Origin of the sequence: Ferriphaselus amnicola (assembly GCF_000974685.2) — a bacterium.
GTDB lineage: Bacteria > Pseudomonadota > Gammaproteobacteria > Burkholderiales > Gallionellaceae > Ferriphaselus > Ferriphaselus amnicola.
Window position 1 is genome coordinate 1,434,683 of sequence record NZ_AP018738.1, and the last position, 21,193, is coordinate 1,455,875.

Consider the following 21,193-nt stretch of genomic DNA (forward strand, 5'->3'; position numbering starts at 1 on the left):
CCAAGTTGGTGCTCAACGAAAATTCTCCAAGAATTTTCCATTTGCAGTGGGAAGTTTAGTTACAGCTTCTGCCCCACTTTTGCCAAATTCTCTCGATCTGCTTGGCTACATGACATGATAAGTCGATAGATGTAGCAAAGCACTCATGTCCACGGTATGAGTCCGTGGACAGATCAGATCAGACCGAATACGGTGACGCCACCCAAGCTTTTATCAGCGCCACTTCCGTCTCCGGCAGGTAGCTGAAGCCTGCCTCTAGGTCACGTGCTACCGAGTAAGCGATCTTGGCTGGGGTGATACTTCCGGCAACCAGATGAAAATACCAAGCTGATGGATAGCCCGCTGCGCGATCGAAGGCCTGCAACTGTGCGCTCATCTCTACACCGGACAGTTCAACGTTCCAATGGAAAGGCTTGAGTGCTCGGGCATGACGTGAGATGAGCGAGGCGGTAAGCACAGGATTACGGTAGCGATCCAGATGTTCGCGCAGAGCAACGATCCAATGATCGCTTAAGTGGCCGCGTGCCGCTGCACTGCTCAACTGCCACTCGGCAAACAGACGCGTCAGTCCTGCGGTATGCCCGTCATTGGACGCGACGCGAGCAAGGATCTGACGCATATCGAGCAGGCGACGGAAGCGGTAATGTGGCGCGCCCACCGGCTGGGCCTCGATCACATCGGGCATCAATGGCTCGGTCAACTCCTGCCAATCATGAGGTGGCCGCTCGACATCGATCAACTTGCGATCCAATACTTCCTGCAATTCTTCCACTTCGAGCTGCAAAAAGTCGGTGGGAGCTAGGCCATACGATGCGACAAGGTAGTGGGTACGTCCAGAGTGACGCGTCACTAGCAAGCCACTGTCAGCATAGCGCTCCACCAACTCGTCCATTTCGCCGCCGCACGATTCCAGTTCAGCTTTCGCCCAACTTTCCAAATGACTCGCAATACGCTCACCATCACTGGCAAGCACTCCACCTGGACGATACCAACCACCCCGATTGAGCGCATAACGGAAAGAACACCCCGGACGGATGCGTTGCGAGATTTCTAGCAAGACGCTGTGATGCGGGCGCGGTGGAGTAGCTTCGATCTCAGCCGCCAATTTGAACAGGGTGATTTCATCCATCGTATAAAGACTCATTTACTATCCTCGTGCAAATACTGAGTTAGCCGCTGGCGCACCACACTGCGCACATCGGGCTCGACATCATCCACTAACTCAGCGATTAATTCCACCGGAGCACGCTGTGCTGCTTCCAGTCGCACCACCCAATCCTCATCCGCCAATAACCTGCCTGCATCATCCGGCAACATGCGTGCCGCGATGATGCGACGGACTTCAGCATCCTCATCTTTGACCAATATGCCCAAAGCAAAAGGTGGCATGCGCCTAGCCACCTCCTTACGCACCTCTCGGTCAACATCATGCACCATGCGCCGCAACTGACCGTGCGGTAACCGTTTAGCCACCTGCAAACGCACCAGATAATCCACATCGCTCAGCAAGGCCACCAAGCGCTCCGGCGCGATGCGCTCGGCCACTGTCATGCGCACTTCACGGTCGGTATCGTGCAAATAGTCGTCCAGTTCGTCGATAGGCAAACGGCTCGCCACCACGCGACGCACCACCTCGTCGATATCCGGCGCCAACTGCCGCACCACCGGCAACGGTGCATAGCGCACCGCAATGGCGCGTCGCTCCCAGAAGCCATCTGCCAAGCAGCCCTCGGCAAACTCAGGGTTGCGGCGCAAAAAACGGTCGATCTGTCGCCCGCTCTGTGCCACCAAGCACACATCGCCCGGCACACACCGCCCCGCCGCCAGCACCGCCCGATGCGGACAGCAGGTGCAATCCGCGCTCACGACGCCCACCAACGGCGACGCCCCAGCCTGCCGCTCCGCCATAGCCACCCCACTCCATTGAAATCTAAAACGAGATGGAGCAACTTATGTGCCATAGGCCAAACGACCCGCCAAGGCCGTCTAAATATCAATCAGCCACACAATGAATTGTCGGGAGTGCGACAAATGTAGGCTACGAGCAAGTTGAACGGGGCTCCCGAGCCAACAACGACCAAACTGCCCTGCCGCAACGTATCAATCGGTCTGTCTAATCGAGGCGAGTCGGCAGTCCTATCGCATAACCCTGATAGCCATCCACCCCCAGTTGCTTCAGTAGATCAAGCTGGCCAGCGGTTTCCACACCATGGGCGATGGTCATCACCTCCAGCGGACGAGCGATCTTGACCACCGATGAGATGAAGAATTGATTCTCTGGGCTGGAGTCAAGCGCGTTGACATAGGAGGTATTGAGTTTGATATAGGCAGGACGCAGCGATTGAAGATACTCAAACGCGGAATGATGAAGGCCAAAGTTGTCCACCGCAAAGTTCGCTCCCAGCTTACGCACCTTGATTACGAAGTCGCTTGCGGCTCGCAGATCCTGAACGATCGAGAACTCCGCAAATTCGAATACCAGCCGCTTCGCTAATTCAGGTTGCGCTTTGAGCTCACCAAGCAACCAATCCACCAAGTTTGGATCACTGATCGAACGAATCGATAAGTTGATCGCGATTTGTCCCTCAAAGGAAGGACGTGCCAGCAACAAATGGAACAGTTTTTCCATAAGTTTGCGATCGATCGCGGCAACAAGTTGATGGCGACTTGCCATCATCATGAACTGAGCTGCAGGAATGATCTCGCCGCTCTCCGCGCACAACCGCCCCGTCACCTCGTTCTGAAGCACCTGTCCATTATTAAGCAACGATTGCACGGGTTGAACAAATAACGCGGTCCGCCCTTGGCTCAAGGCACTCAAAATGAACTGTTTCCAGTACTGCGAGCCTTTCACCACGTCAGCCTGCTCGACACGATGTTCGGTGAGTATCAATTCCTGAGCTTCGCTCGCTTGGAGCATGGCCGAATCAGCCTCTGCCATGAGCTTCGCCAGCTCCATACGTTCGCTGCCGAAATACACCCCGCCACAGGAAAAACGATGGTGCTCACCCCCAGTTAGGTACGCCGTCTTGATATGCTCAACCAAGTCACTGCCTAATGACTCGGCTTGCGACTTCGATAGATTGAAGCTGGCCACAATAAAAGTGACACCACCGATACGTGCCGTCATCAACTCTTGTCGAGCCGGAACAGAGACCAGAGCTTGTGCCAGATCGACCAGCAACTGATCGCCTTTGACATATCCTTGTTCGACATTGAACTCCTCAAAATTCGGCAGATGGATCATGAACAGCACGCCAGACTCGACATCCACAGGAGACTCAAGGATGGTATGGATCTGCTGCTCGAACCCGCGACGATTATTCAGCTTAGTGAGGGGGTCCTGATAGGCCTCTTGACGGAAGTGCTTGGCGATCTCGACTTCCTTGCTGATGAAGTCTCTGATCTTGTTTGACAGTGAGTTGATCGCGCGTACGACACTACGAAGCTCTCTGGCGCGAGGTGTATTTGTGACCGTCTTGAAGTCGCGCTCACTGATAGATTCAGCGACTGCTTCGATCGCTCTCAACGGACTCAAAATGGTCCTAAGGAAGAAGTGCAACAGCACAAGGCTGAGGAGATACAGGCAAAGCAGCCAGATCGTGGCCGATTGTGTAGTTGCCCAAAGCTGCTTATACGCAAAGTTTGGGTGACTCGACACAATCACTCGGCCCATTTGTCGCCACCCCTTGGTGATCAGCGATTCCGCCGAAGGCACCTCCAGATTGACCCACTGCGCAAACCAACGAGGCACCTCGGGTGGCAACGGGGATAACTCCCTCAGCACTAGGGTGTCGCCCTTGATCGACACGACACGGATAGATTGATAAAACCCTCGATCGAATACCGCACCGACAATGGTCTGCGTCTTGATCTCATCATGCTCATCCAGCGCCGATGGCAAAACTAGGCCCAGTGAGGTAGCCACATCCTGAGAGTGGGAGGTCAATTGCTCCTGTAGATAAGCCCGCGAGCTATGAATGTAGGTTGCCTCGATGACCACCATCAACATCAAAAACAGGATGGAGACCGCAATGAATAACTGGCGAAATAACGTCATCTAAGTCTTCCCTTACATTCTTTGTTCTTTATCCATCTTTTCGATCAATCCGCGCCATAAGCGAATCTGGCTAGACTTCCCTGCCTTGGCCGCGCTGCCTGCCGTCCATAAGTCATCATCATTGAAGCTGTAGATCGGCTCAAGGTCACGGCGATCAGAAGCCACGTCAATACGATCGGTCAGGTTATCCAAGATATATGGCTCAGAATCGGGCTCAGGGTAGTAAGCCAATACCATGTGAGGCTCATTCCACCGCAACGCACGAACATAGGTGATACGCATCTTAGAAACAGGTACGCCGAGCTCTTTCAAGGTGAAATATTTTGCGATCGCATAATCTTCACAGTCGGCATGGTTGATGCCCATCACCTCGACTGGGGTCGCCCAATAATCATCCATCCCCCAGTTGGATTGGTCTGATAGATAGGGAACCCCCGCCCATAGTCGATTGGTGGCATACACAGGAGATGAGCGACTATCTGGATCGACCGCTCGGTTTTCTCGGCGCTGCTGCTGCAAAGTGACGAAGTTGCTCCAACCCTTTAAACGCTCCTCTGCTCCGCCTCCCCAACGACTCGCCACATAGCTCAACAGTCTTGGAGATAGATCGATGGCACCGGCATACACCCAAGGTAAGCAAACAACCATAGCTAGGCTGAAGCTCAGCCAACGGACAAGCTTGGCGCTTATGGAAAACGAATTGAACGAAGCTCTGAACAGACCCGACATATCACACTAGAAAAACGACTCAGCTCCACTCATCGTCACATTACCAAATATCTGTAGCCAGTTTCGTATGGACTTTCCATCGCCAACAAACAATCTCGTCCACCGATCTGACTCACCCGAAAAATATGGGTAAAAAAAAGCCCTGACATTCGACAGGGCTTTTTTGAGAGACGCTAGGATCAAGCGCCGCTAACTGGTGTACCGCCGCCACCGCCTGCTGGGATCGGTGTGATAGACAAGCTAGAGCGGCTGAATCCACCTGTTGGTGAGAAACCACCGTTTCCACCATTACCACCCGCTGCAGAAGCTTGAGTGATGGTTGTCGGGTCAGCACCTGCGCCAATTGCTGCAGCAACAGCCACTTGCGTGTCCGTACCGGCAGAAATAGCAGCATTCACGATTTCTTGCGCATTACCACCAGCCACGATTGCTGCTGAAACAACCTGAGAAGCATCAGCACCAGCTGCGATCAGAGCACTCACCAAAGCTGCCAGATTCGCAGTACCTTGAGTCGAAGCAGCAGTAGAAACCACTGTGCCTGCACTCATGCCACCTGTGAATTCCGCAACCATGTCAGCGGTAGTCGAGGATGCCGTGATTTGAGCCACAGCGACCGACGACAGCCCTAACATCACTGCCAACGCAACTGCCTTGAATTTAAAGTTTTTCATACCAGCACCCTCGCAAAAATAATTCTTAATTAACTTACTAACAATTGGCGGCGACTTTACTTCATCGATCTCTGTCAGTCAACCGATTTAACCCACTTCCAAGCCCAACAACACTGCATTTCTTTTTGCAGAATCAAATAACTGCCGTTCTTCATCACCCAATACAGGGTAATACTTAGAACCCACCACCAAGATTTGCCTCAACACTCCACGTTCCCAGGGAGCCAGTTGAATCGCATGCTTCATTGCTGCCATCATCTGCTCCCACTGCGGATCAGAGGTAACTGAAGCAACCGTCTTATCTTGCAGCGTCGCAAGTAGATGCATGACCGTCATCTTCCCAGCCCATAGATAGCCTGAGTTCGGTCTCAACTCCAACGCAAGCCCATATTCTCTCAATGCATCGTGCAAATAATTTCTTTGCAACTCTTTATCAAAACCTGAATAGCCTGCCCGAATATACGAAACCTGAGCCAAATATTCAGGAATGATCGGATTCTTCGCATCAATATGCCTGACCAAGAGCAATCTTTCCCTAGACCTTGCCAGTCGCTCCATCGACAGCCTGGCCTTACCTTGATTAAGCTGATCGATGTAGGTTGTCGGCTCCAATCGCAAAAAGTCCGCCAATCCAACACGACCGATAAAGAAGGCCACTGCCAGCAACACCACCGTCAAGAAACTCTTGATCAAAAATCGGGCTGGGCTCCGCTGCTCATCCTTAAGCACCATCAATTCTTCCCATCGCTTACTAAGCAACTACCTTGCCAAAGAGAGAATAGATACGAGTAAGCAATCATCACATTGATTATACGTACTATTCTACCGTCACCGATTTCGCCAGATTTCTTGGTTTATCGACATCTGTGCCCTTTTGTAGGGCAACGTAGTACGACAATAGCTGTAGAGGTATGGTGTGCAAGATCGGGCTCAGGTATCCAGCATGCTCGGGCATCTGCATCACATGAATCCCTTCAGTGGATTCAAAGCGCGTTTCAGCATCGGCAAACACATACAACTCGCCACCGCGCGCTTTGACTTCCTGCAAGTTGGATTTCAACTTTTCCAACAGCGCGTCATTCGGAGCCACTGCCACGACTGGCATATCCTTGTCCACCAAAGCCAACGGGCCATGCTTGAGTTCGCCCGCCGCATAGGCTTCAGCATGAATATAGGAAATCTCCTTGAGCTTCAACGCCCCCTCCATCGCAATCGGATAGTGCAGACCACGTCCAAGGAACAAGGCGTTATGTTTGTCGGCAAAACGTTCGGCGAGCTTGGCGATCGCGGGCTCCAAGCGCAACACGGCTTGGATTGCACTCGGCAAGTGGCGCAACTCATGCAGATGGCGCTGCTCGGCAGCGTGATCCAGTCTGCCACGCTGCTTCGCCAGCACCAGTGTCAGCAAAAATAGCGCAGCCAACTGTGTAGTGAATGCCTTGGTCGAAGCCACGCCGATCTCGGGGCCGGCGCGCGTAAGGAAACGCAACTTGGAGTTTCGGATCAACGCACTTTCCGGCACATTGCAGATGGACAATGTCTTATCCATACCGGTTGACTTGGCATAGTTCAATGCCGCCAAGGTATCTGCCGTCTCACCTGATTGGGAGATAGTCACCACCAAGGTCTTTGGATTCGGCACACTGACACGATAGCGGTATTCACTCGCGATCTCGACAGAGCACGGAACACCTGCGATCTCTTCGATCCAGTAGCGTGCCACCATCCCCGCATGACTACTCGTACCACACGCCAAGATCAGCACACTTTCAATGTCAGCAAAGATCGCCGCAGCCTCAGCACCAAAGATGCCTGGAATCAACGACTGGCTGTTGCACACAGCTTCCAGCGTATTCGCCACGGCCTGTGGCTGCTCGTAGATCTCTTTCTGCATGAAGTGGCGGTACTCACCCAGTTCCACACTTTCATTACTTAACTCGCTGGTATGGATAGCACGTTCGACTAAGTTTCTGTTGGAATCGAAGATGCGATAGCCCATCAGTCCGATCTCGGCAACGTCCCCCTCCTCCAGATAGATCACTCGCTGCGTCACAGGCAGTAGCGCTGACATATCTGAAGCGATGAAGTGCTCCTGCACGCCTACTCCTAGCAAAAGCGGACTGCCTTTACGTGCGCAGATCAAGTGATCTGGATCATCCGCTGCAATGACTCCGATCGCATACGCACCGACCAACTCGCCTAGCGTTGCCAGTACCGCGTCCAACAAAGTATTTCCAAGGGCGTAATGACTATGAACCAAGTGCGCAATGACTTCCGTATCGGTGTCGGAAGTGAATTCGTAACCTTGCGCGGTAAGCTGGACACGCAACTCTTCGTAGTTCTCGATGATGCCGTTGTGCACCACCGCGATCTGTTCGCGGCTGAGATGCGGATGTGCATTTCGAATACTGGGCACCCCGTGCGTCGCCCAGCGAGTGTGTGCGATGCCGAGCAAGCCCTGCGTATCAACGGACTTTTCGAACAGTTCAGCCACACGGCCCGTGCTACGCACCCGCTCCAGCTTCCCATCCTTGACCACGGCCACACCCGCCGAGTCATAGCCGCGATACTCCAGCCTGCGCAGACCTTCCAGCAAGATAGGTACAACGTTACGCTGAGCAATAGCTCCTACAATTCCACACATAGTTACACTCTCTAGATATTAATGAAGCCCAAGGATACGCGCAGGCGTAGTTTCCAATAGCCGCGTCGCCAACACCGACTTGCCACGCGCAAGCAGATAGTCCTTGGCCAAAGATAAATTAGGAGGCCGATTCAATGCATCGTGAGCATCCGTCGCCAACACACTGACCCAGTTCTGCTCCAAAAAATACTCGGCCGCTTTCTGCGCCGAACTACCGAACTGCCCCACGAGCGATCCGGCCGTCACCTGCAGCAGGCATCCCAAATTCACGAAGGGTTCGATCTTTGCATGCGTACGCATGACATCCTTATTGCGCTCAGGATGGGCGATCAGCGGACGTATCTTCTGCGCCAACAACCACTGAACCAACTTATCTGCCCCCACAGGGATCTGCGAGTGAGGGAATTCCAGCAGCATGATCCGATAGCCATCGAGCACGCCCAAAAATGGAGCCTCACCACTCGCCACCAAGTCCATGACATCCGCATTCAGCCGCACCTCACCTGCAGGAACGACCTTCAACGCGATACCCTTATGCTCAAGCACTTTCTGGAATGCCTCAGTATTCTTAACGATCGAGGATTGAAAATTCTCGTAACGCCCTACATGCACATGAGGCGTCATTGCGGCGACCGTAATGCCATCGGCTACTGCGAGTCGAGCAAGCTCCAATGCCTGCTCGATATTCTCAGCCCCATCATCGATACCCGGCAGAAAGTGGCAATGCAGATCGATCATCGCCCTACCCTAGCGCATGTATGATCAAGTTTCCTTGGTGTAATAGCCATCATAGCCATACTTACCATAACCTGTATAAGCGCCGTAGTACGACTCAGCCTTTCTGAAATCTAGCTGATTCAGCGTCACCCCAAACAAGGTCGCCTCGGCTTCCAGCAACGTCTTGATGCAACGTCTAGCCACTTGATGAGGCGTCGAGTCCGCTTTAACCACAAACACCACACCAGTCGCCATCGTGGAAAGCACCACTGCATCACTAACCAGCTGCACGGGCGGCGAATCGATGATCACCATGTCATACTTTTCTGACAGCGACTTCAGCAACTCTTCAAACTTATTCGACAGCAACAGTTCGAGCGGATTGGGTGGGATGCTACCCGCCGTCACCACATGCAAGGTCGAACCCTCGATGGTTTGGGTACACTCCTCCAGCGTAGCCGTGCCTGTTACCAGCGCAGACAAGCCCTGTTTCGCCATGTCCAAGTTCATTACCTTGGCCACGGAAGGTCTGCGCATATCCGCATCGATCAATAGAACACGCTTGGTTTGTGCATGAGACAGCGCCAAATTGGACGAAACCGTCGTTTTACCTTCTCCGGGCACAGACGAAGTAATTACCAAAATTTTGTTGGGGCAATCGATCGCCGACAGCAACACACCTGTGCGTGCAGTCCGCACACTCTCAGCAAACACGGAACGTGGCTCATCCAAGTAATAGCGCCCCATGTGCTGATCGTCATTACCCTCTAAGAGCGGCAGTGTGGATAAGATAGGTTGCCCCAACTTCAACTCAGCATCTTCAGTCGAACGAACCGTGTTATCCAGACGATCCAACAAGAGCGCCACAGCCACACCGAGCAATAGACCCAAAACGAATGCCACCGCGATGACCATACCTTTTTTCGGCTTGATCGGAGACACTGCCGGTGTCGCTGGATCAATCACACGCCCCACCAAAGCACCTGAATCACCAGTCGCACTCGTTTCCTTGAAGCGACTAAGGAATGTGTCATAAATCTGCTTATTGGTTGCGACATCACGCTCCAGTGACGACAACTCGAAGCCCTTTTTATTCGCACCTTGAATCGTACCTTTGGCCTCAGCCACCGCGCCCGCCAACGCACCCTCGTTCGCCCGTGCAACCTCATACTCTCGCTGCAAGCCAGCAACCACCACGTCCACATGACGCCTCAAACCATCACGCGCCTGATCCAAATCAGCCTGAGCCTGGATCATCTTGACGTGTTCTTTACCATATCGATTGGCAAGTTCCGAAACCTTACGCTCCTTCTCTGCCACGACCTCCTTCAGCTTTGCCGCCAATGGATCTTTCTGAACCACGGGCAAAGACTCTAGCGAATCACCCGCATTCTTCACTTGTTTGTAGGCACTCTCAGCTTGAGCGCGGTTCATCCTCGCATTGACCAAGCTTGCCAACAAACCTTGCAACTGATTGGAGGCACCGCTCAGCTCAAGATTTCCTGCATCAACGATATGTTCGCGATCCCGATACTCCTGCAACGCTTGCTCTGACTTCTGCAGATCAACTTTCAAACCAGCCAAATGCTCATTCAACCAGTTACTGGCGCGTTGAGTCATCTGGAACTTAGCCTCCATATCGCTTTCCACGAAAGCTTCTGCCACCGCATTGGCAACCTTAGCGGCCAATTGGCTATCGGGCGAGTCAAAGCTGACTTTGATCAACTGACTCATCTTCACGGGCTCGACTGTCAAGCTATTAGCCAATCTCGCTGCCACCGCATCACGAATCTCAGCTTCCGTAGGCTCCTTACCTGATGCGCCAAGAGTGGCTAGCAGTGAATGCAACCATGATGTATTGACACGCGGATCGAACTCGGGATGCTTGGTCAGTTTCAACTTATCGACCACTACCTTAGCCAACGACAGCGACTTGATGATCTCAGACTGGGTCTGGATATATTCCTTGCCTTGCCCGATACCGCTATACACATCCTCGATCGAGACCACCTTGGTCTTGTTCTGTTCGATCAAGATCGTGACGGTCGAACGATAGATCGGAGTCATCATAAACACCACGACCGCCGCCAACAGCGTCATCGCAGCAGCCAAACCCAAGATGCTCCACTTACGCTTTACGACGCTACGCCAGTAAACCAGCAACTCCAACTGATCATCCGTCTGATGAGCCGCACTTGGAATCGAGTGATGTTTTTCGCTATGCAAGACTTCGCTCATTAGAAAAAGCTTTCTTCAACGGTAATGGTATCCCCCGGCCAAACCGAGGAGTTCAAATCGACTTTGCTCGACGCATTGGCAGCATCGCCCTCACGCACCACAAATATCTTGCTGGGTGAGGCCCGCTCACGGAAGCCACCCGCAATAGAAACCGCTTTACGCACATTCAAGCCATGCAGGTAAGGATAACTACCTGGGCGCTCCACCTGTCCATAGATGAAGAAGGGGCGATACTCCACGATGGTCACGGAAACTCGCGGATTCACTAGGAACGCACCGCGCAATCCATCGGCGATCTTCAATTCCAGCTCACCGACGGTCATCCCGCGCACCAACAGATCACCGAACGGGAACGAAACCATGCCGGTATCCGAGATGCGCAGCTTATCTCGGCTCATATCATCTTCACCGTACACGCTGATGTTCAAAATATCACCAGCACCGAGACGATATCCGCTTAAATCGGTGTGTTTCTCCAACACTGCTGGCTGAGCCATCGGCTGCACCGCTTCCGCGACCACTTCCTTCGGCTTTTCCACCACGGTCGGTTTTTCCACCACGGCTACAGGCTCTTGGCTCGCCGCCCTCGCCATAGCGAACTCCTTCTCGGTCAGGGTGACTTCCGACACCACCTTCCAGCGCCCGTTCAAGTTCATCCAAGACAATCGCTTCCGGTCCAACGAATCGAACGCACCGGAATGGAACTCCTGCAAAAAGTAAGCATCGATCCGACCACCACTTTGAGCAACGATAAATAGATTGGACAGTTTCACACTGATGGACTTAGCACGGCGGAATGAATCCTTGCGGCGAGTTTCCCATGCCGTACGCCCCAACCCATCCTCAGGCTCGAAGGAACGATCATAACTATCTAGGAATGCAACGGTATCGCGCGCAGACCAAGCCGACGCCCAAGCATCGACTGCAACTCGCACCTCACCTTGTTGCCGACTGAATGCCGATGTCTGAGCAACCGTAGCCGACGCCCCCACACCCGCATCAGCTTCCGCCCAGCTCAGGTTGGAACAGAACAACAGACCAAGCAAGAAAACGCTCTTCATCATGTATCTACCCATCAATCCCTCAATCCATCTGACATAAAACGCATCCAACCCAAAACAAAGGCGCCCTGCCGACTAACAACCTAGCGACATCACTTACCGATGCCACCTTGTCCGCAAGGCGCCCGTCACCCAAGAAGTTATAGTGAACTCTCAAGCGTGAACATCACAATATTCCTGCCATAGGTATAAAGCGCATTGGTCGAATTACGATTCTGACGTTGCAACTCGACTCCGCCTCGCAACCAGCGTCGCATCGAATACGACACTTTTGCGCCAACATTGTTGCGTTGATCCACGCGATTGACACCCGAGAAGGTGTCTGTCGCATTGCTATAAGTGAGCGCAGTCTCAATACCATGCGCCCAATTGTGATTCCAAGCAGCCCCGAAATCACGCACGATGATGTAGTTACCCACGTCCATCGTTTCCGTAAAATTCCGCCCCCCCGAAACTGCAACTGTTGAATAAGTGAGCGGTTCCCACTTCATATCTACATCCCATGCAAAACCACGGCCCTGACTAACCACGCCAGAATCAAATTTCTTGCTCATCGAACCGACCATCACCGAACCACTGGTCTTAGAGGTTGCATCCCAACTCACACCCGCTTGTATCTTTTGCTCGGTGCTGTTGCGTCCGAAAGAGATCGGGTTCTGATAGTCATTGCGTCGTTCGGCCAATCTAAAGTTAGCATGCGTAGCTGCGCCCAACTTATACAAGAACTTACCCGACATATCGCGGATGTCTCTATCGTAGGCGACGGTCAACGCACGATTGGTCGTGTAACGCTTAGAAGCCATGCCCGCCTCGAATTCCAACTGCCCGGTCGCCTCAGGTGCGCCGTAATGCACAGCGCCCTGTGCAGAAGGCATCTGCCAATGCTCAGGTGCTGCGCCCAAACGGAAGGCATTTCTTGGATCGTGACCTGCCACATAGTCAGCCTTGAAGCGCGTATTCAAACGCCCAGTCCATTCATTCTCAGCTTCAGCGCCCACCTTGTTGTCATTGAAATTATCTTTAGAGCTCGAAGCATAGCGAGCCCAGTTGCCGGTGTAATACACGCTATAGCGCTTCATCGCGCCTTCAGCAACGACAGAAAGATTAGGGTTGACTACCACCAAGCTGGAAGAGACAGGTGCCGTATTCGACAAGCCCACATTGCTATCCCGACCGTAAGCCAGTCCCAACCAAGGAGTGACCACGAAGGGTTCGGCCTTGATACCGGCTGGATCCCAGTGGGTCACGGGAGCATATCCGCCCACGTTACGCTTAACCTCTACCGCGTGCGCAGCATTCATCGCTGACAATGCGCCCAACACCAAACAACTAAGAACAGACTTATTCATGATTCACCCTTGGATAATTAAATTATTCTTTATGCGTCCGATTGTACCTTGATACCAACCCCGCCACCAACACCATGGGGATTGCTCTGCCTATTTCGGCTCAATGACTTGACATCCATACCCGCAACCAGATACGGCAGACTCAGCACCACCAAAAACAACGCTGCATTCGTTAGATTTTGCAAATTGAAGTCCACACTACTGTGCATCAGTAACTCAACCACTGCCATCAATGAAGCAAAAGCCATACCCTGTACAAACTGATCCTGGTTGCGATCAAGCAGTAAACGGATTGATCGATACACGCTGTGCGCCACCATCAGTACTAACAACAGCGCTCCCAGCGCTCCGACCTCGACCACGAACTCGATAAAATCATCGTGTGCATGGTCATAAAATCCGCCTACATCCTGCGGCCGGTATGGAAAGTAGGCCAGATGGAACGTCCCACCCCCCGTCCCCAGCACGGGGAAATCTTGCACCATCTTGAGCGCCCGCAACCCCGGCCCGACACGCTCTTCCAGCGATTCTTCGCGGTAGCCGATGCGCGAACGGCCTTCGACCACATCGCCCGACACGCGGGTACGCAGTTGCTCAGCCTCCTCCTTTTCGAGCACATGCAGGTTGGTCGCCTCGATTCGGTGCATCACCTTCTCGATGCCGACCACGCCGCCCACGATCACGACATCCAGTACCACTACACTCGCGATGAACAACATCAGCGCTCGAATCACATTCGACCGCCCACCGATATGGCGGAACGACATCAGCGCCAATCCGCCAACTAACAGCAAGCTCACAAAGAACGCCGAATTACCCATGCGAGAACGGCTTGCGATCAGCCCGATCACCATCACGATCAGCATCAAACGTAAGATCGCCTTGCCGCTCACCAACAGACTCAGCCAGCCATGTGCACGCTTACGCCAACCTTCCACGCGCCGACCATCCAATTTACCAATCATTAGACCGATGCCGATCGCTAGGATCATCTCTAGGTAGCCCGCAAAATGATTGTGATAGACGAACGTCCCCTTGGCTCGCATCCCATGTTCGATCTCTACGAAGAACAGCGAATAATGCGCACCGACCGCGAACAACACCACCGCCAGCAACGCCTGCAACACACCTGAGAATATCAGCGTCTTGACCAACCACTCTACCCGCTGCCGACTATCGACCAAGCGCAACACCAGCCAGAACAACACCGCCAGCACCCACGCCCGCACCCCATAGATCTGACTCGAATAGGGATCGACAGACAACGGAGCCGCCGCACCAGACAAGACCGGAAATCCATCCGCCGGATTCCGATCAAGCAGACTGTGCCAAGCATGCGGCAGCGGCAACACCTGCGCCACCAATACCAGTAACCAGCCCGCCATCAACCACAAGGGAACACGCGCTAGGCTCACCGGACTCGACTCGCGCGGACGCATCGAGGGCGTAGCCCACAAATGCCAGATCGCCAAGAAACTGACCATCAACGCCAACAGCGCCAGCGCCCAAGTCCGATTACTCGCCAACGGCAAAGGCATATAGACAAACAGCGCCAGCAAAGCAAAGAACTGCCATTTTTCAGCAGTTCCTTGTCCCTTGCGGCGTGCCCCTTGCGGCGTGCCCCTAATACCTTGTCCCCGCTCAATAGACATTCTTACCCACGAACCCTTTGAACACCGTCATCAAAATAATCTTGAGATCCACCCCGATCGACCAATTGCGGATGTACTCCAGATCGTAGTCGATACGCTTTTGCATCTTATCCAGCGTATCCGTCTCGCCCCGCCAGCCATTCACCTGTGCCCAGCCCGTGATGCCGGGCTTCACCTTATGCCGCAGCATGTAGCCGTGGATCAAGCGGCGATACTCCTCGTTATGCGCCACCGCGTGCGGACGTGGCCCCACGATAGACATACGACCTTGTAGCACATTGATGAACTGCGGCAACTCATCCAGCGATGTCCGGCGCAGGAATGCACCAAAGGGAGTAATGCGAGCATCACCACGCTTCGCCTGCACCACGGTATCCCCGTCATCGCACACCGTCATACTACGGAACTTCCACACCTCGACCAGCTCGCCATTCAAACCATAGCGCCGCTGTTTAAAGAGCACCGGCCCCGCCGAAGTGAATTTGACACCTACCGCGATGAGCGTAAGCAAAGGCAAGATCAGCAAGGTGATCAACCCACCGATCAGCAGATCCTCTGCGCGCTTCCACGTCCCATCGATGCCATAGAACGGACTCTCATAGATGCTAACCACCGGCATCCCAGCTACTTCTGCCCAACTAGCATTCTTCAAATCGAACACAAAGGAATCCGGCACCACGTACACCGATGCCGTCGTATCGGCCAAAGCATCCACCAACTCGATGATGCGTTTTTCAGCGTACATCGGCAGCGTGATATAGACATAATCCAGCCGTCCCTCGTGGGCATCTTTCAGCATCTGAGTGGTGCTGCCGATCAACGATAACTTATTCAAAGCTAAGCGACTCACGTGTCGGTCATCATAGACACCCGCAACTCGAATACCCATCCAACTAGCCGCCGCAAACTGTGTCGCCATTTTTTTGGCGGTATTTCCAGCCCCCACGAACGCCAACGTCCGCGTATTCAACCCCCGACGGCGTGCAAAATAGGCTTGCGTCCGCACAACCCAACGAATACCGCCGATGATGATCGGCACGATCACCGACCACTGACCAACCAATTTTCGCGAGTAATCGGTTGATATTTTGAACATGAAAGCCAGCACGATCAAACCGACCACCGCCAAGCTCCACACGACCAACACTTCTTTGATCTCACTCCAAGTCGAGCGCGTACGCCACGACCCGTAAATACCTCGCAACTCACCGAGCAACAGATACAGAGAGATAGCCAGAGTCAACGCCAGCAGATAAGGCTCCGTCATCGACTGGCCCTCCCACCATACCAGCCAGCCCATCACGGCAAATATCACGGCAGAATCGACCAAGCGCAGCAACCCCGCGATCTCAGCCGAATAAGGACGCAACATCCCAGAAGATTTTATTTCCATAACTTCACCAACACCAAGGTAGCCCGGAAAATGCCAACGGCGCGCATTATCCGCCACTATCCTCAAGCAAACTATAAGCCAACAGACTAGACCACCCAAGAAAAAGATATAGGTAAACCACACCAAAAAGGTAGGGTTTACTGAGTCAATCGGCTCAGGAGGCCAATCAGAAGATGAATCACCTACCAAGCTGGGCAACATCCCTGTCAGTGCGATAACCAATCACTTGGCAGCTTGCCAACTTATAACCAGCGACTTGTCAGCGTGCTGACTTAGTCGATTGGCTAGTCGTTTCATCAGGAGCGCAGCGACGCGGCAATCCAGATGCCTCTATCAAAAGGCTGTTGCCTTTAAACCACTAGAACAACAACTACACAATCTCATCAAACAAATCACGCCAATCGGGATTTTTCGCCTCGATCAACTGCAACTTCTTTTTCCTTGATCCTGCTTTAAGCTGCTTCTCTCTTTCAATAGCAGCAAACATATTTTCACCCAGCTCAAAATACACCAGGTTATGCACACCGTAACGCTTTGAAAAACCCTCAACCAAATCGTTTTTATGCTCCCAAACTCGGCGCACTAAATCAGAGGTCACACCCACATACAGCGTACCGTTACGCTCACTCGCCAAAATGTAAACTGCAGCCTGCTTTTCCATTGAGCAAAGTCCGCGTCACCACCCAACCTTAGTAAACGCCACCATCGATGAAACTGGATTACCACGCTACGCGCGTAATGACAAACCACCACCGCACAGTCATTGCGAGGAGCGTAGCGACGTGGCAATCCAGACGCCTCTATCAAAATGCCGTTGCTTCAAAACCACTGGATTGCCGCGCTACGCTCGCAATGACTCAGAAGCCTCTCGCCCCGTCATTGCGATAACCAATCACTTGGCAGCTTGCTGACTTTGTCGATTGTCTAGTAGTTCTATCAGTGAGATGGCTAGTCGTTTCATCAGTCGCAACGCGACGCGGCAATCCAGATGCCTCCATCAAAATGGAAGCCAAGGATCAACCAACACCAGCTCACTAATTTTGCGAAAATCTTTAATGTTGCGGGTAGCCAAGATCAAACCATTGCGCAATGCAATCGCGGCAATTTGTGCATCTTCAGTCGAAATTGGCATGCCGAGCTTATTGCGAATGGCAACCAATGCAGCATACTCATGTGCCGCAAACTCATCAAAGGGTAAGCAATGGCCGACAAAGTCCTGCTCAAACATCTGTTCAACCGCACTCGCAAACGCATCTCTACGTTTACCGTCTGGCAATAACGCCACCCCCAGCAATAACTCAGCTTGAGTAATAGCACTGGTATAAAACTCGACTTCCTTTTGCTGAGCAAACCAAGCAAGCACAATCGCCGAGGGTTGCGGACGCATCAATTCAGACAGCACGTTAGTATCCAGCAATACCCCCGGCATGATCAGCCTTCCATTTCAGGCGGAGTTCTAACATTTTGACGCTGAGGGATAAGCAGAACATCCAGATCCAACGCTGAAAAATGCTTTTGAATTCGTTGCGCAAAGTCTTGCTTGCTCGGGTTTTGTGAAACAGCCTTTAATAGAATCTCACGAACCTCCTGCTCCATTGAACAGCCATGCAATGCCGCCCGTATGCGCAAGCGGTTTTTCACTTCATCGTCGATATTTCTAATCGTAAGCGCAGCCATGATCGCCTCCATAATTGATAGCAATGCAAGCATTGTAATCATTGCTCGATAACTCAACAACCATGAGCCACCCATCCCTAAGCGATGCGCACTAGCCCAGCAAGCTTATCGCCCGCTACTTATCAAATAGCAACTGCCTCACCGCCCCAATCACAAACAAAGTATTCGTCACCAAATATCGCTTCCACAGCCGTCTTGGTTCAGACACCAAGCGGTAGAACCATTCCAGCCCGCTATCCTGCATCCACTTCGGGGCGCGTTTGATCGTGCCTGCGTGGTAATCGAACGCAGCCCCTACCCCCACCATCACCGCATTGATGCGGCCACGATGAGCAGCCATCCACAGCTCTTGTTTTGGGCACCCCAAGCTCACCCATACCGTACCCGCGCCAGACGCGTTGATCTGCGCCACGATGGCATCGTCCTCTTCTGCAGTGAGCTTACGGAACGGTGGCGAGATCGCCCCTGCGATCTTCAAGTTGGGGAAAGCAGCCAAGAGCTTGGCCTTCAAAATCCCCAACGTCTCTTCTGTACTACCGTATAAGAAAATACCGCCGTCATTCCGGCGAAGGCCAGAATCCAGGCCTGAAACCAATTCGCAATACTTCCACATCAGGTCAGGCCCATTGATACGCTGCTGATCTGCATGCCCCAACTTTCGCATCATCCAAGCCACCGGCGCACCATCTGGCGTCGCCATATCCGCCTCGTGCACCACACGACCAAACTCAGCGTCTTGCGATGCCGTCACCACCGAATGCACATTGCAGATGCACACATAGCGACTTTCGTGATTGGTAGCCCAAGTGTTGAGTTGAGATAGCGCACCATCCCATGTGATGACATCAATTGGGACTCCTTGAACTAAAGTTGAGTTCCTAGTCATCTGAGCGTTGTACCAAAGTTTTTTTCACAACCCCCGCAAACCCCATCGCGAACTGCTTCCTGTGTTGCTGATTCGCAATCGCAGCGGTTTGCTCGGCACCTAGCCTTGGCCCAGGTTCTAGCACAGCCCACTCGCGCATCAACACCGCCGCAATATCTGCTGAATCATTGGGATTAAAAAACGCTGCCACTCCATCCGCCTGCTCATGATGTATCGGCAAATCAGACAGCAGCATCGGGGCGCCAACCGCTTTTGCTTCTTCCACTGTTGTGCTCCATCCTTCAAAAAATGAGGGATTCACAACCGCCGCCGAAAGACGCATCAACGGCAAAATATGTTGAAACGGAATCAAACCTAAAAAAACAAACTTACTTTCTAAGCCATAACTTTTCACCAAATCGAGCACGCGCTGCGGATGTTCAGGATTACGCCCATCCTTGGCATTACCACTCGCCACTATCACCACATCACTGCCAGCTTGATTTAGCTGATTAAGTGCCTCAATCACATTCAAGTGATTCTTATGCTTCCAGAATTGATTAGGTAAAAAGTAAAATTTCTCAGGCAATTGGTACAGCCCACGAATCTCTTGCAGCTTAGCTGCATCAACGCCTTTACCCATGCGCACCGCAAAAGGCACAGCATCAACCCGCCCAATGGATTTTGGATAAAACGTTTCGCAATCGCGCTTTGCATCAAGACTGCTCACCATCAAGCGCGTCGCACAATGGCTCAATGCCCAATAGCCCACATCACGCCAATAAAAATTAAACTTACTAAACATCATCGGCAAACGGCGATGCTGAAAATCTGCGATCCATGCCAAGGTGGGTATACCGAAACGACATCCATACCAAGCGGCATGTTGAAAGACCACCTCAATATTGGCGCGTTTAAATTCACGCTCTGCCAAATAATCCCGCTGTAACCCGAAGCCACAAACCAAGCGCGCGATACGCATAGCTTTATCGTTGTTCCAAGCCTTGTTCAAAATGGGTGGTTGCACCAAGTATGGTGCTAATCGTGCCAACACTTTGGGATTGGCATCTTCGCCAGCGAACAACACCGCCTCAACTTTGCAATCGGGTTGTTCCGCCACCGCCGACAGTAGGTTTTCTAAATAATTAACGCCGCCTGTCCAACCCGAGCCGCCAATCAAAGTAAAGGCAACTCTCATACACTCACCAGCCCATTCACTCGCTTAAACCACTCCACGTAATCCGATACCCCAGACTGCCAACCCATCTTAGGCATAAACCCCAATGAAGTTGCATGTGCCACATCTGCCACCAAAAACTGCGGATCACCCGCACGGCTCTGCCCACTAAACTCAACTTGAGTATCCATCCCCCAAGACGCACATAGCTGCACTGCCACTTGCCGCACCGAAGTTGAAATGCCAGTACCACCATTCACAATTAAACCTTCGGCACACGCATGATCTGCAGCCACTTGCAACAGCGCCACTGCATCCGAAATATGAAACCAATCCCGCGCTTCATTACCCGAGCCACCTAGCATCAAGCGGCTAGCATCTTTCACCAAACGTCTGCATGAGTCCCATAGCAACTGTTTTTTCAACTCCGTGCCATAAACTGAAAACAACCTCACCATCGCAACATTCAAACCAAAGTTTTTTCCGTATGACTCAAACAACTCCTCGGCAATACGCTTGTGCGTCCCATAAGGCGAGTAAGGTGACAAGGAATCAGATTCACGGATAGATTGAGTGTGCCCCGCGCCATATACCGCAGCACTGGAAGCCATAACCAACCTCACCTCTGGCGCAGCCAATCGTGCCCACTCCAACAACTCAGCGGCAGACAAAACAGAACGACGAAAATCCTCTTCTGGCGCTACCAACGAAGGCCCCACAGAACTACCACCCGCCAAGTGATAAACAACATCAGGCTTGCCCACTTCAGCCTGAACAATATCTAGATTTCGTTTAGAGACCTCACCATTCAACCAATAATCCACCCCCCACGCGGCACGCTCAAATTCTGTCCAAGCACCATGCCCCATCCCACACACTTTATAACCTTGCTGTTTAAGCGAGTACGCCAGATGCTGGCCGACAAAACCGCGTGCGCCAGTAATTAAGGCAGCCCTCATG

General features: G+C 52.6%; 19 protein-coding genes. All 19 read right to left on the minus strand.

Features of this window, described 5'->3' with window-relative positions; translation table 11 throughout:
* Nucleotides 1-178: 178 nt before the first annotated feature.
* Nucleotides 179-1,144, minus strand: coding sequence for a hypothetical protein (locus OYT1_RS07150; protein ID WP_145983685.1), 966 nt, complete (start codon nucleotides 1,142-1,144; stop codon nucleotides 179-181).
* Nucleotides 1,141-1,908 carry a 4Fe4S-binding leucine-rich repeat protein gene (locus OYT1_RS07155; protein ID WP_062627581.1) on the minus strand — a complete coding sequence of 256 codons (768 nt, stop codon included), beginning with the start codon at nucleotides 1,906-1,908 and terminating at the stop codon, nucleotides 1,141-1,143. The genes OYT1_RS07150 and OYT1_RS07155 overlap by 4 nt, the downstream gene beginning before the upstream one ends.
* 205 nt (nucleotides 1,909-2,113) lie before the next feature.
* The gene (locus tag OYT1_RS07160) at nucleotides 2,114-4,060 is read right to left on the minus strand and encodes a bifunctional diguanylate cyclase/phosphodiesterase (protein WP_062627582.1); all 1,947 of its coding nucleotides are present in this window, start codon (nucleotides 4,058-4,060) and stop codon (nucleotides 2,114-2,116) included.
* 12 nt (nucleotides 4,061-4,072) lie between these two features.
* Nucleotides 4,073-4,708, minus strand: coding sequence for a transglutaminase-like cysteine peptidase (locus OYT1_RS07165; protein ID WP_062627608.1), 636 nt, complete (start codon nucleotides 4,706-4,708; stop codon nucleotides 4,073-4,075).
* Between the two features lie 260 nt (nucleotides 4,709-4,968).
* Complete coding sequence (locus OYT1_RS07170) at nucleotides 4,969-5,460, minus strand: hypothetical protein (protein ID WP_062627583.1); 492 nt, start codon at nucleotides 5,458-5,460, stop codon at nucleotides 4,969-4,971.
* A gap of 87 nt (nucleotides 5,461-5,547) precedes the next feature.
* Complete coding sequence (locus tag OYT1_RS07175; protein WP_062627584.1) at nucleotides 5,548-6,192, minus strand: hypothetical protein; 645 nt, start codon at nucleotides 6,190-6,192, stop codon at nucleotides 5,548-5,550.
* Between the two features lie 85 nt (nucleotides 6,193-6,277).
* The gene (gene glmS, locus OYT1_RS07180) at nucleotides 6,278-8,104 is read right to left on the minus strand and encodes a glutamine--fructose-6-phosphate transaminase (isomerizing) (protein ID WP_062627585.1); all 1,827 of its coding nucleotides are present in this window, start codon (nucleotides 8,102-8,104) and stop codon (nucleotides 6,278-6,280) included.
* Between the two features lie 18 nt (nucleotides 8,105-8,122).
* Nucleotides 8,123-8,842 (minus strand): tyrosine-protein phosphatase, encoded by a 720-nt coding sequence (locus tag OYT1_RS07185; RefSeq protein WP_062627586.1) that lies wholly within the window; start codon nucleotides 8,840-8,842, stop codon nucleotides 8,123-8,125.
* Between the two features lie 24 nt (nucleotides 8,843-8,866).
* Entirely contained in the window at nucleotides 8,867-11,059 is a 2,193-nt protein-coding gene (locus OYT1_RS07190) for a GumC family protein (protein ID WP_062627587.1), read from the minus strand.
* Nucleotides 11,059-12,123, minus strand: a complete 1,065-nt coding sequence (locus OYT1_RS13755) for a polysaccharide biosynthesis/export family protein (RefSeq protein ID WP_197714070.1) — start codon at nucleotides 12,121-12,123, stop codon at nucleotides 11,059-11,061. Before OYT1_RS13755 ends, OYT1_RS07190 begins: the two co-directional genes overlap by 1 nt.
* Before the next feature lie 137 nt (nucleotides 12,124-12,260).
* Complete coding sequence (locus OYT1_RS07200) at nucleotides 12,261-13,469, minus strand: outer membrane beta-barrel protein (RefSeq protein ID WP_084612076.1); 1,209 nt, start codon at nucleotides 13,467-13,469, stop codon at nucleotides 12,261-12,263.
* A 29-nt stretch (nucleotides 13,470-13,498) separates the two neighbouring features.
* Entirely contained in the window at nucleotides 13,499-15,121 is a 1,623-nt protein-coding gene (locus OYT1_RS07205) for an O-antigen ligase family protein (RefSeq protein WP_062627589.1), read from the minus strand.
* Nucleotides 15,111-16,514 (minus strand): undecaprenyl-phosphate glucose phosphotransferase, encoded by a 1,404-nt coding sequence (locus OYT1_RS07210; protein ID WP_062627610.1) that lies wholly within the window; start codon nucleotides 16,512-16,514, stop codon nucleotides 15,111-15,113. The genes OYT1_RS07205 and OYT1_RS07210 overlap by 11 nt, the downstream gene beginning before the upstream one ends.
* 370 nt (nucleotides 16,515-16,884) lie before the next feature.
* Nucleotides 16,885-17,175, minus strand: coding sequence for a GIY-YIG nuclease family protein (locus OYT1_RS07215; RefSeq protein ID WP_062627590.1), 291 nt, complete (start codon nucleotides 17,173-17,175; stop codon nucleotides 16,885-16,887).
* A 336-nt stretch (nucleotides 17,176-17,511) separates the two neighbouring features.
* Nucleotides 17,512-17,916: a type II toxin-antitoxin system VapC family toxin gene (locus OYT1_RS07220; protein ID WP_232013140.1), complete on the minus strand. Its 405-nt coding sequence runs from the start codon at nucleotides 17,914-17,916 to the stop codon at nucleotides 17,512-17,514.
* A gap of 29 nt (nucleotides 17,917-17,945) precedes the next feature.
* Nucleotides 17,946-18,191 carry a FitA-like ribbon-helix-helix domain-containing protein gene (locus tag OYT1_RS07225; RefSeq protein ID WP_062627611.1) on the minus strand — a complete coding sequence of 82 codons (246 nt, stop codon included), beginning with the start codon at nucleotides 18,189-18,191 and terminating at the stop codon, nucleotides 17,946-17,948.
* A gap of 115 nt (nucleotides 18,192-18,306) precedes the next feature.
* Nucleotides 18,307-19,077 carry a WecB/TagA/CpsF family glycosyltransferase gene (locus OYT1_RS07230; protein ID WP_062627592.1) on the minus strand — a complete coding sequence of 257 codons (771 nt, stop codon included), beginning with the start codon at nucleotides 19,075-19,077 and terminating at the stop codon, nucleotides 18,307-18,309.
* Entirely contained in the window at nucleotides 19,070-20,254 is a 1,185-nt protein-coding gene (locus OYT1_RS07235) for a glycosyltransferase family 4 protein (RefSeq protein WP_062627593.1), read from the minus strand. The genes OYT1_RS07230 and OYT1_RS07235 overlap by 8 nt, the downstream gene beginning before the upstream one ends.
* Nucleotides 20,251-21,192: an NAD-dependent epimerase/dehydratase family protein gene (locus OYT1_RS07240; RefSeq protein WP_062627594.1), complete on the minus strand. Its 942-nt coding sequence runs from the start codon at nucleotides 21,190-21,192 to the stop codon at nucleotides 20,251-20,253. The genes OYT1_RS07235 and OYT1_RS07240 overlap by 4 nt, the downstream gene beginning before the upstream one ends.
* Nucleotide 21,193: the final 1 nt, after the last annotated feature.

Excerpts from the sequence above, each read along its gene's own strand:
- OYT1_RS07185 (WP_062627586.1), bottom strand. The coding sequence starts at position 8,842 with ATGATCGATCTGCATTGCCACTTTCTGCCGGGTATCGATGATGGGGCT.
- OYT1_RS07175 (WP_062627584.1), bottom strand. The coding sequence starts at position 6,192 with ATGGTGCTTAAGGATGAGCAGCGGAGCCCAGCCCGATTTTTGATCAAG.
- OYT1_RS07230 (WP_062627592.1), bottom strand. The coding sequence starts at position 19,077 with ATGACTAGGAACTCAACTTTAGTTCAAGGAGTCCCAATTGATGTCATC.
- OYT1_RS07155 (WP_062627581.1), bottom strand. The coding sequence starts at position 1,908 with ATGGCGGAGCGGCAGGCTGGGGCGTCGCCGTTGGTGGGCGTCGTGAGC.
- OYT1_RS07225 (WP_062627611.1), bottom strand. The coding sequence starts at position 18,191 with ATGGCTGCGCTTACGATTAGAAATATCGACGATGAAGTGAAAAACCGC.
- OYT1_RS07240 (WP_062627594.1), bottom strand. The coding sequence starts at position 21,192 with ATGAGGGCTGCCTTAATTACTGGCGCACGCGGTTTTGTCGGCCAGCAT.
- OYT1_RS07205 (WP_062627589.1), bottom strand. The coding sequence starts at position 15,121 with ATGTCTATTGAGCGGGGACAAGGTATTAGGGGCACGCCGCAAGGGGCA.
- OYT1_RS07200 (WP_084612076.1), bottom strand. The coding sequence starts at position 13,469 with ATGAATAAGTCTGTTCTTAGTTGTTTGGTGTTGGGCGCATTGTCAGCG.
- glmS (WP_062627585.1), bottom strand. The coding sequence starts at position 8,104 with ATGTGTGGAATTGTAGGAGCTATTGCTCAGCGTAACGTTGTACCTATC.
- OYT1_RS07170 (WP_062627583.1), bottom strand. The coding sequence starts at position 5,460 with ATGAAAAACTTTAAATTCAAGGCAGTTGCGTTGGCAGTGATGTTAGGG.
- OYT1_RS07160 (WP_062627582.1), bottom strand. The coding sequence starts at position 4,060 with ATGACGTTATTTCGCCAGTTATTCATTGCGGTCTCCATCCTGTTTTTG.
- OYT1_RS07235 (WP_062627593.1), bottom strand. The coding sequence starts at position 20,254 with ATGAGAGTTGCCTTTACTTTGATTGGCGGCTCGGGTTGGACAGGCGGC.
- OYT1_RS07210 (WP_062627610.1), bottom strand. The coding sequence starts at position 16,514 with ATGGAAATAAAATCTTCTGGGATGTTGCGTCCTTATTCGGCTGAGATC.
- OYT1_RS07165 (WP_062627608.1), bottom strand. The coding sequence starts at position 4,708 with ATGGTTGTTTGCTTACCTTGGGTGTATGCCGGTGCCATCGATCTATCT.
- OYT1_RS07215 (WP_062627590.1), bottom strand. The coding sequence starts at position 17,175 with ATGGAAAAGCAGGCTGCAGTTTACATTTTGGCGAGTGAGCGTAACGGT.
- OYT1_RS07190 (WP_062627587.1), bottom strand. The coding sequence starts at position 11,059 with ATGAGCGAAGTCTTGCATAGCGAAAAACATCACTCGATTCCAAGTGCG.
- OYT1_RS07150 (WP_145983685.1), bottom strand. The coding sequence starts at position 1,144 with ATGAGTCTTTATACGATGGATGAAATCACCCTGTTCAAATTGGCGGCT.
- OYT1_RS13755 (WP_197714070.1), bottom strand. The coding sequence starts at position 12,123 with ATGATGAAGAGCGTTTTCTTGCTTGGTCTGTTGTTCTGTTCCAACCTG.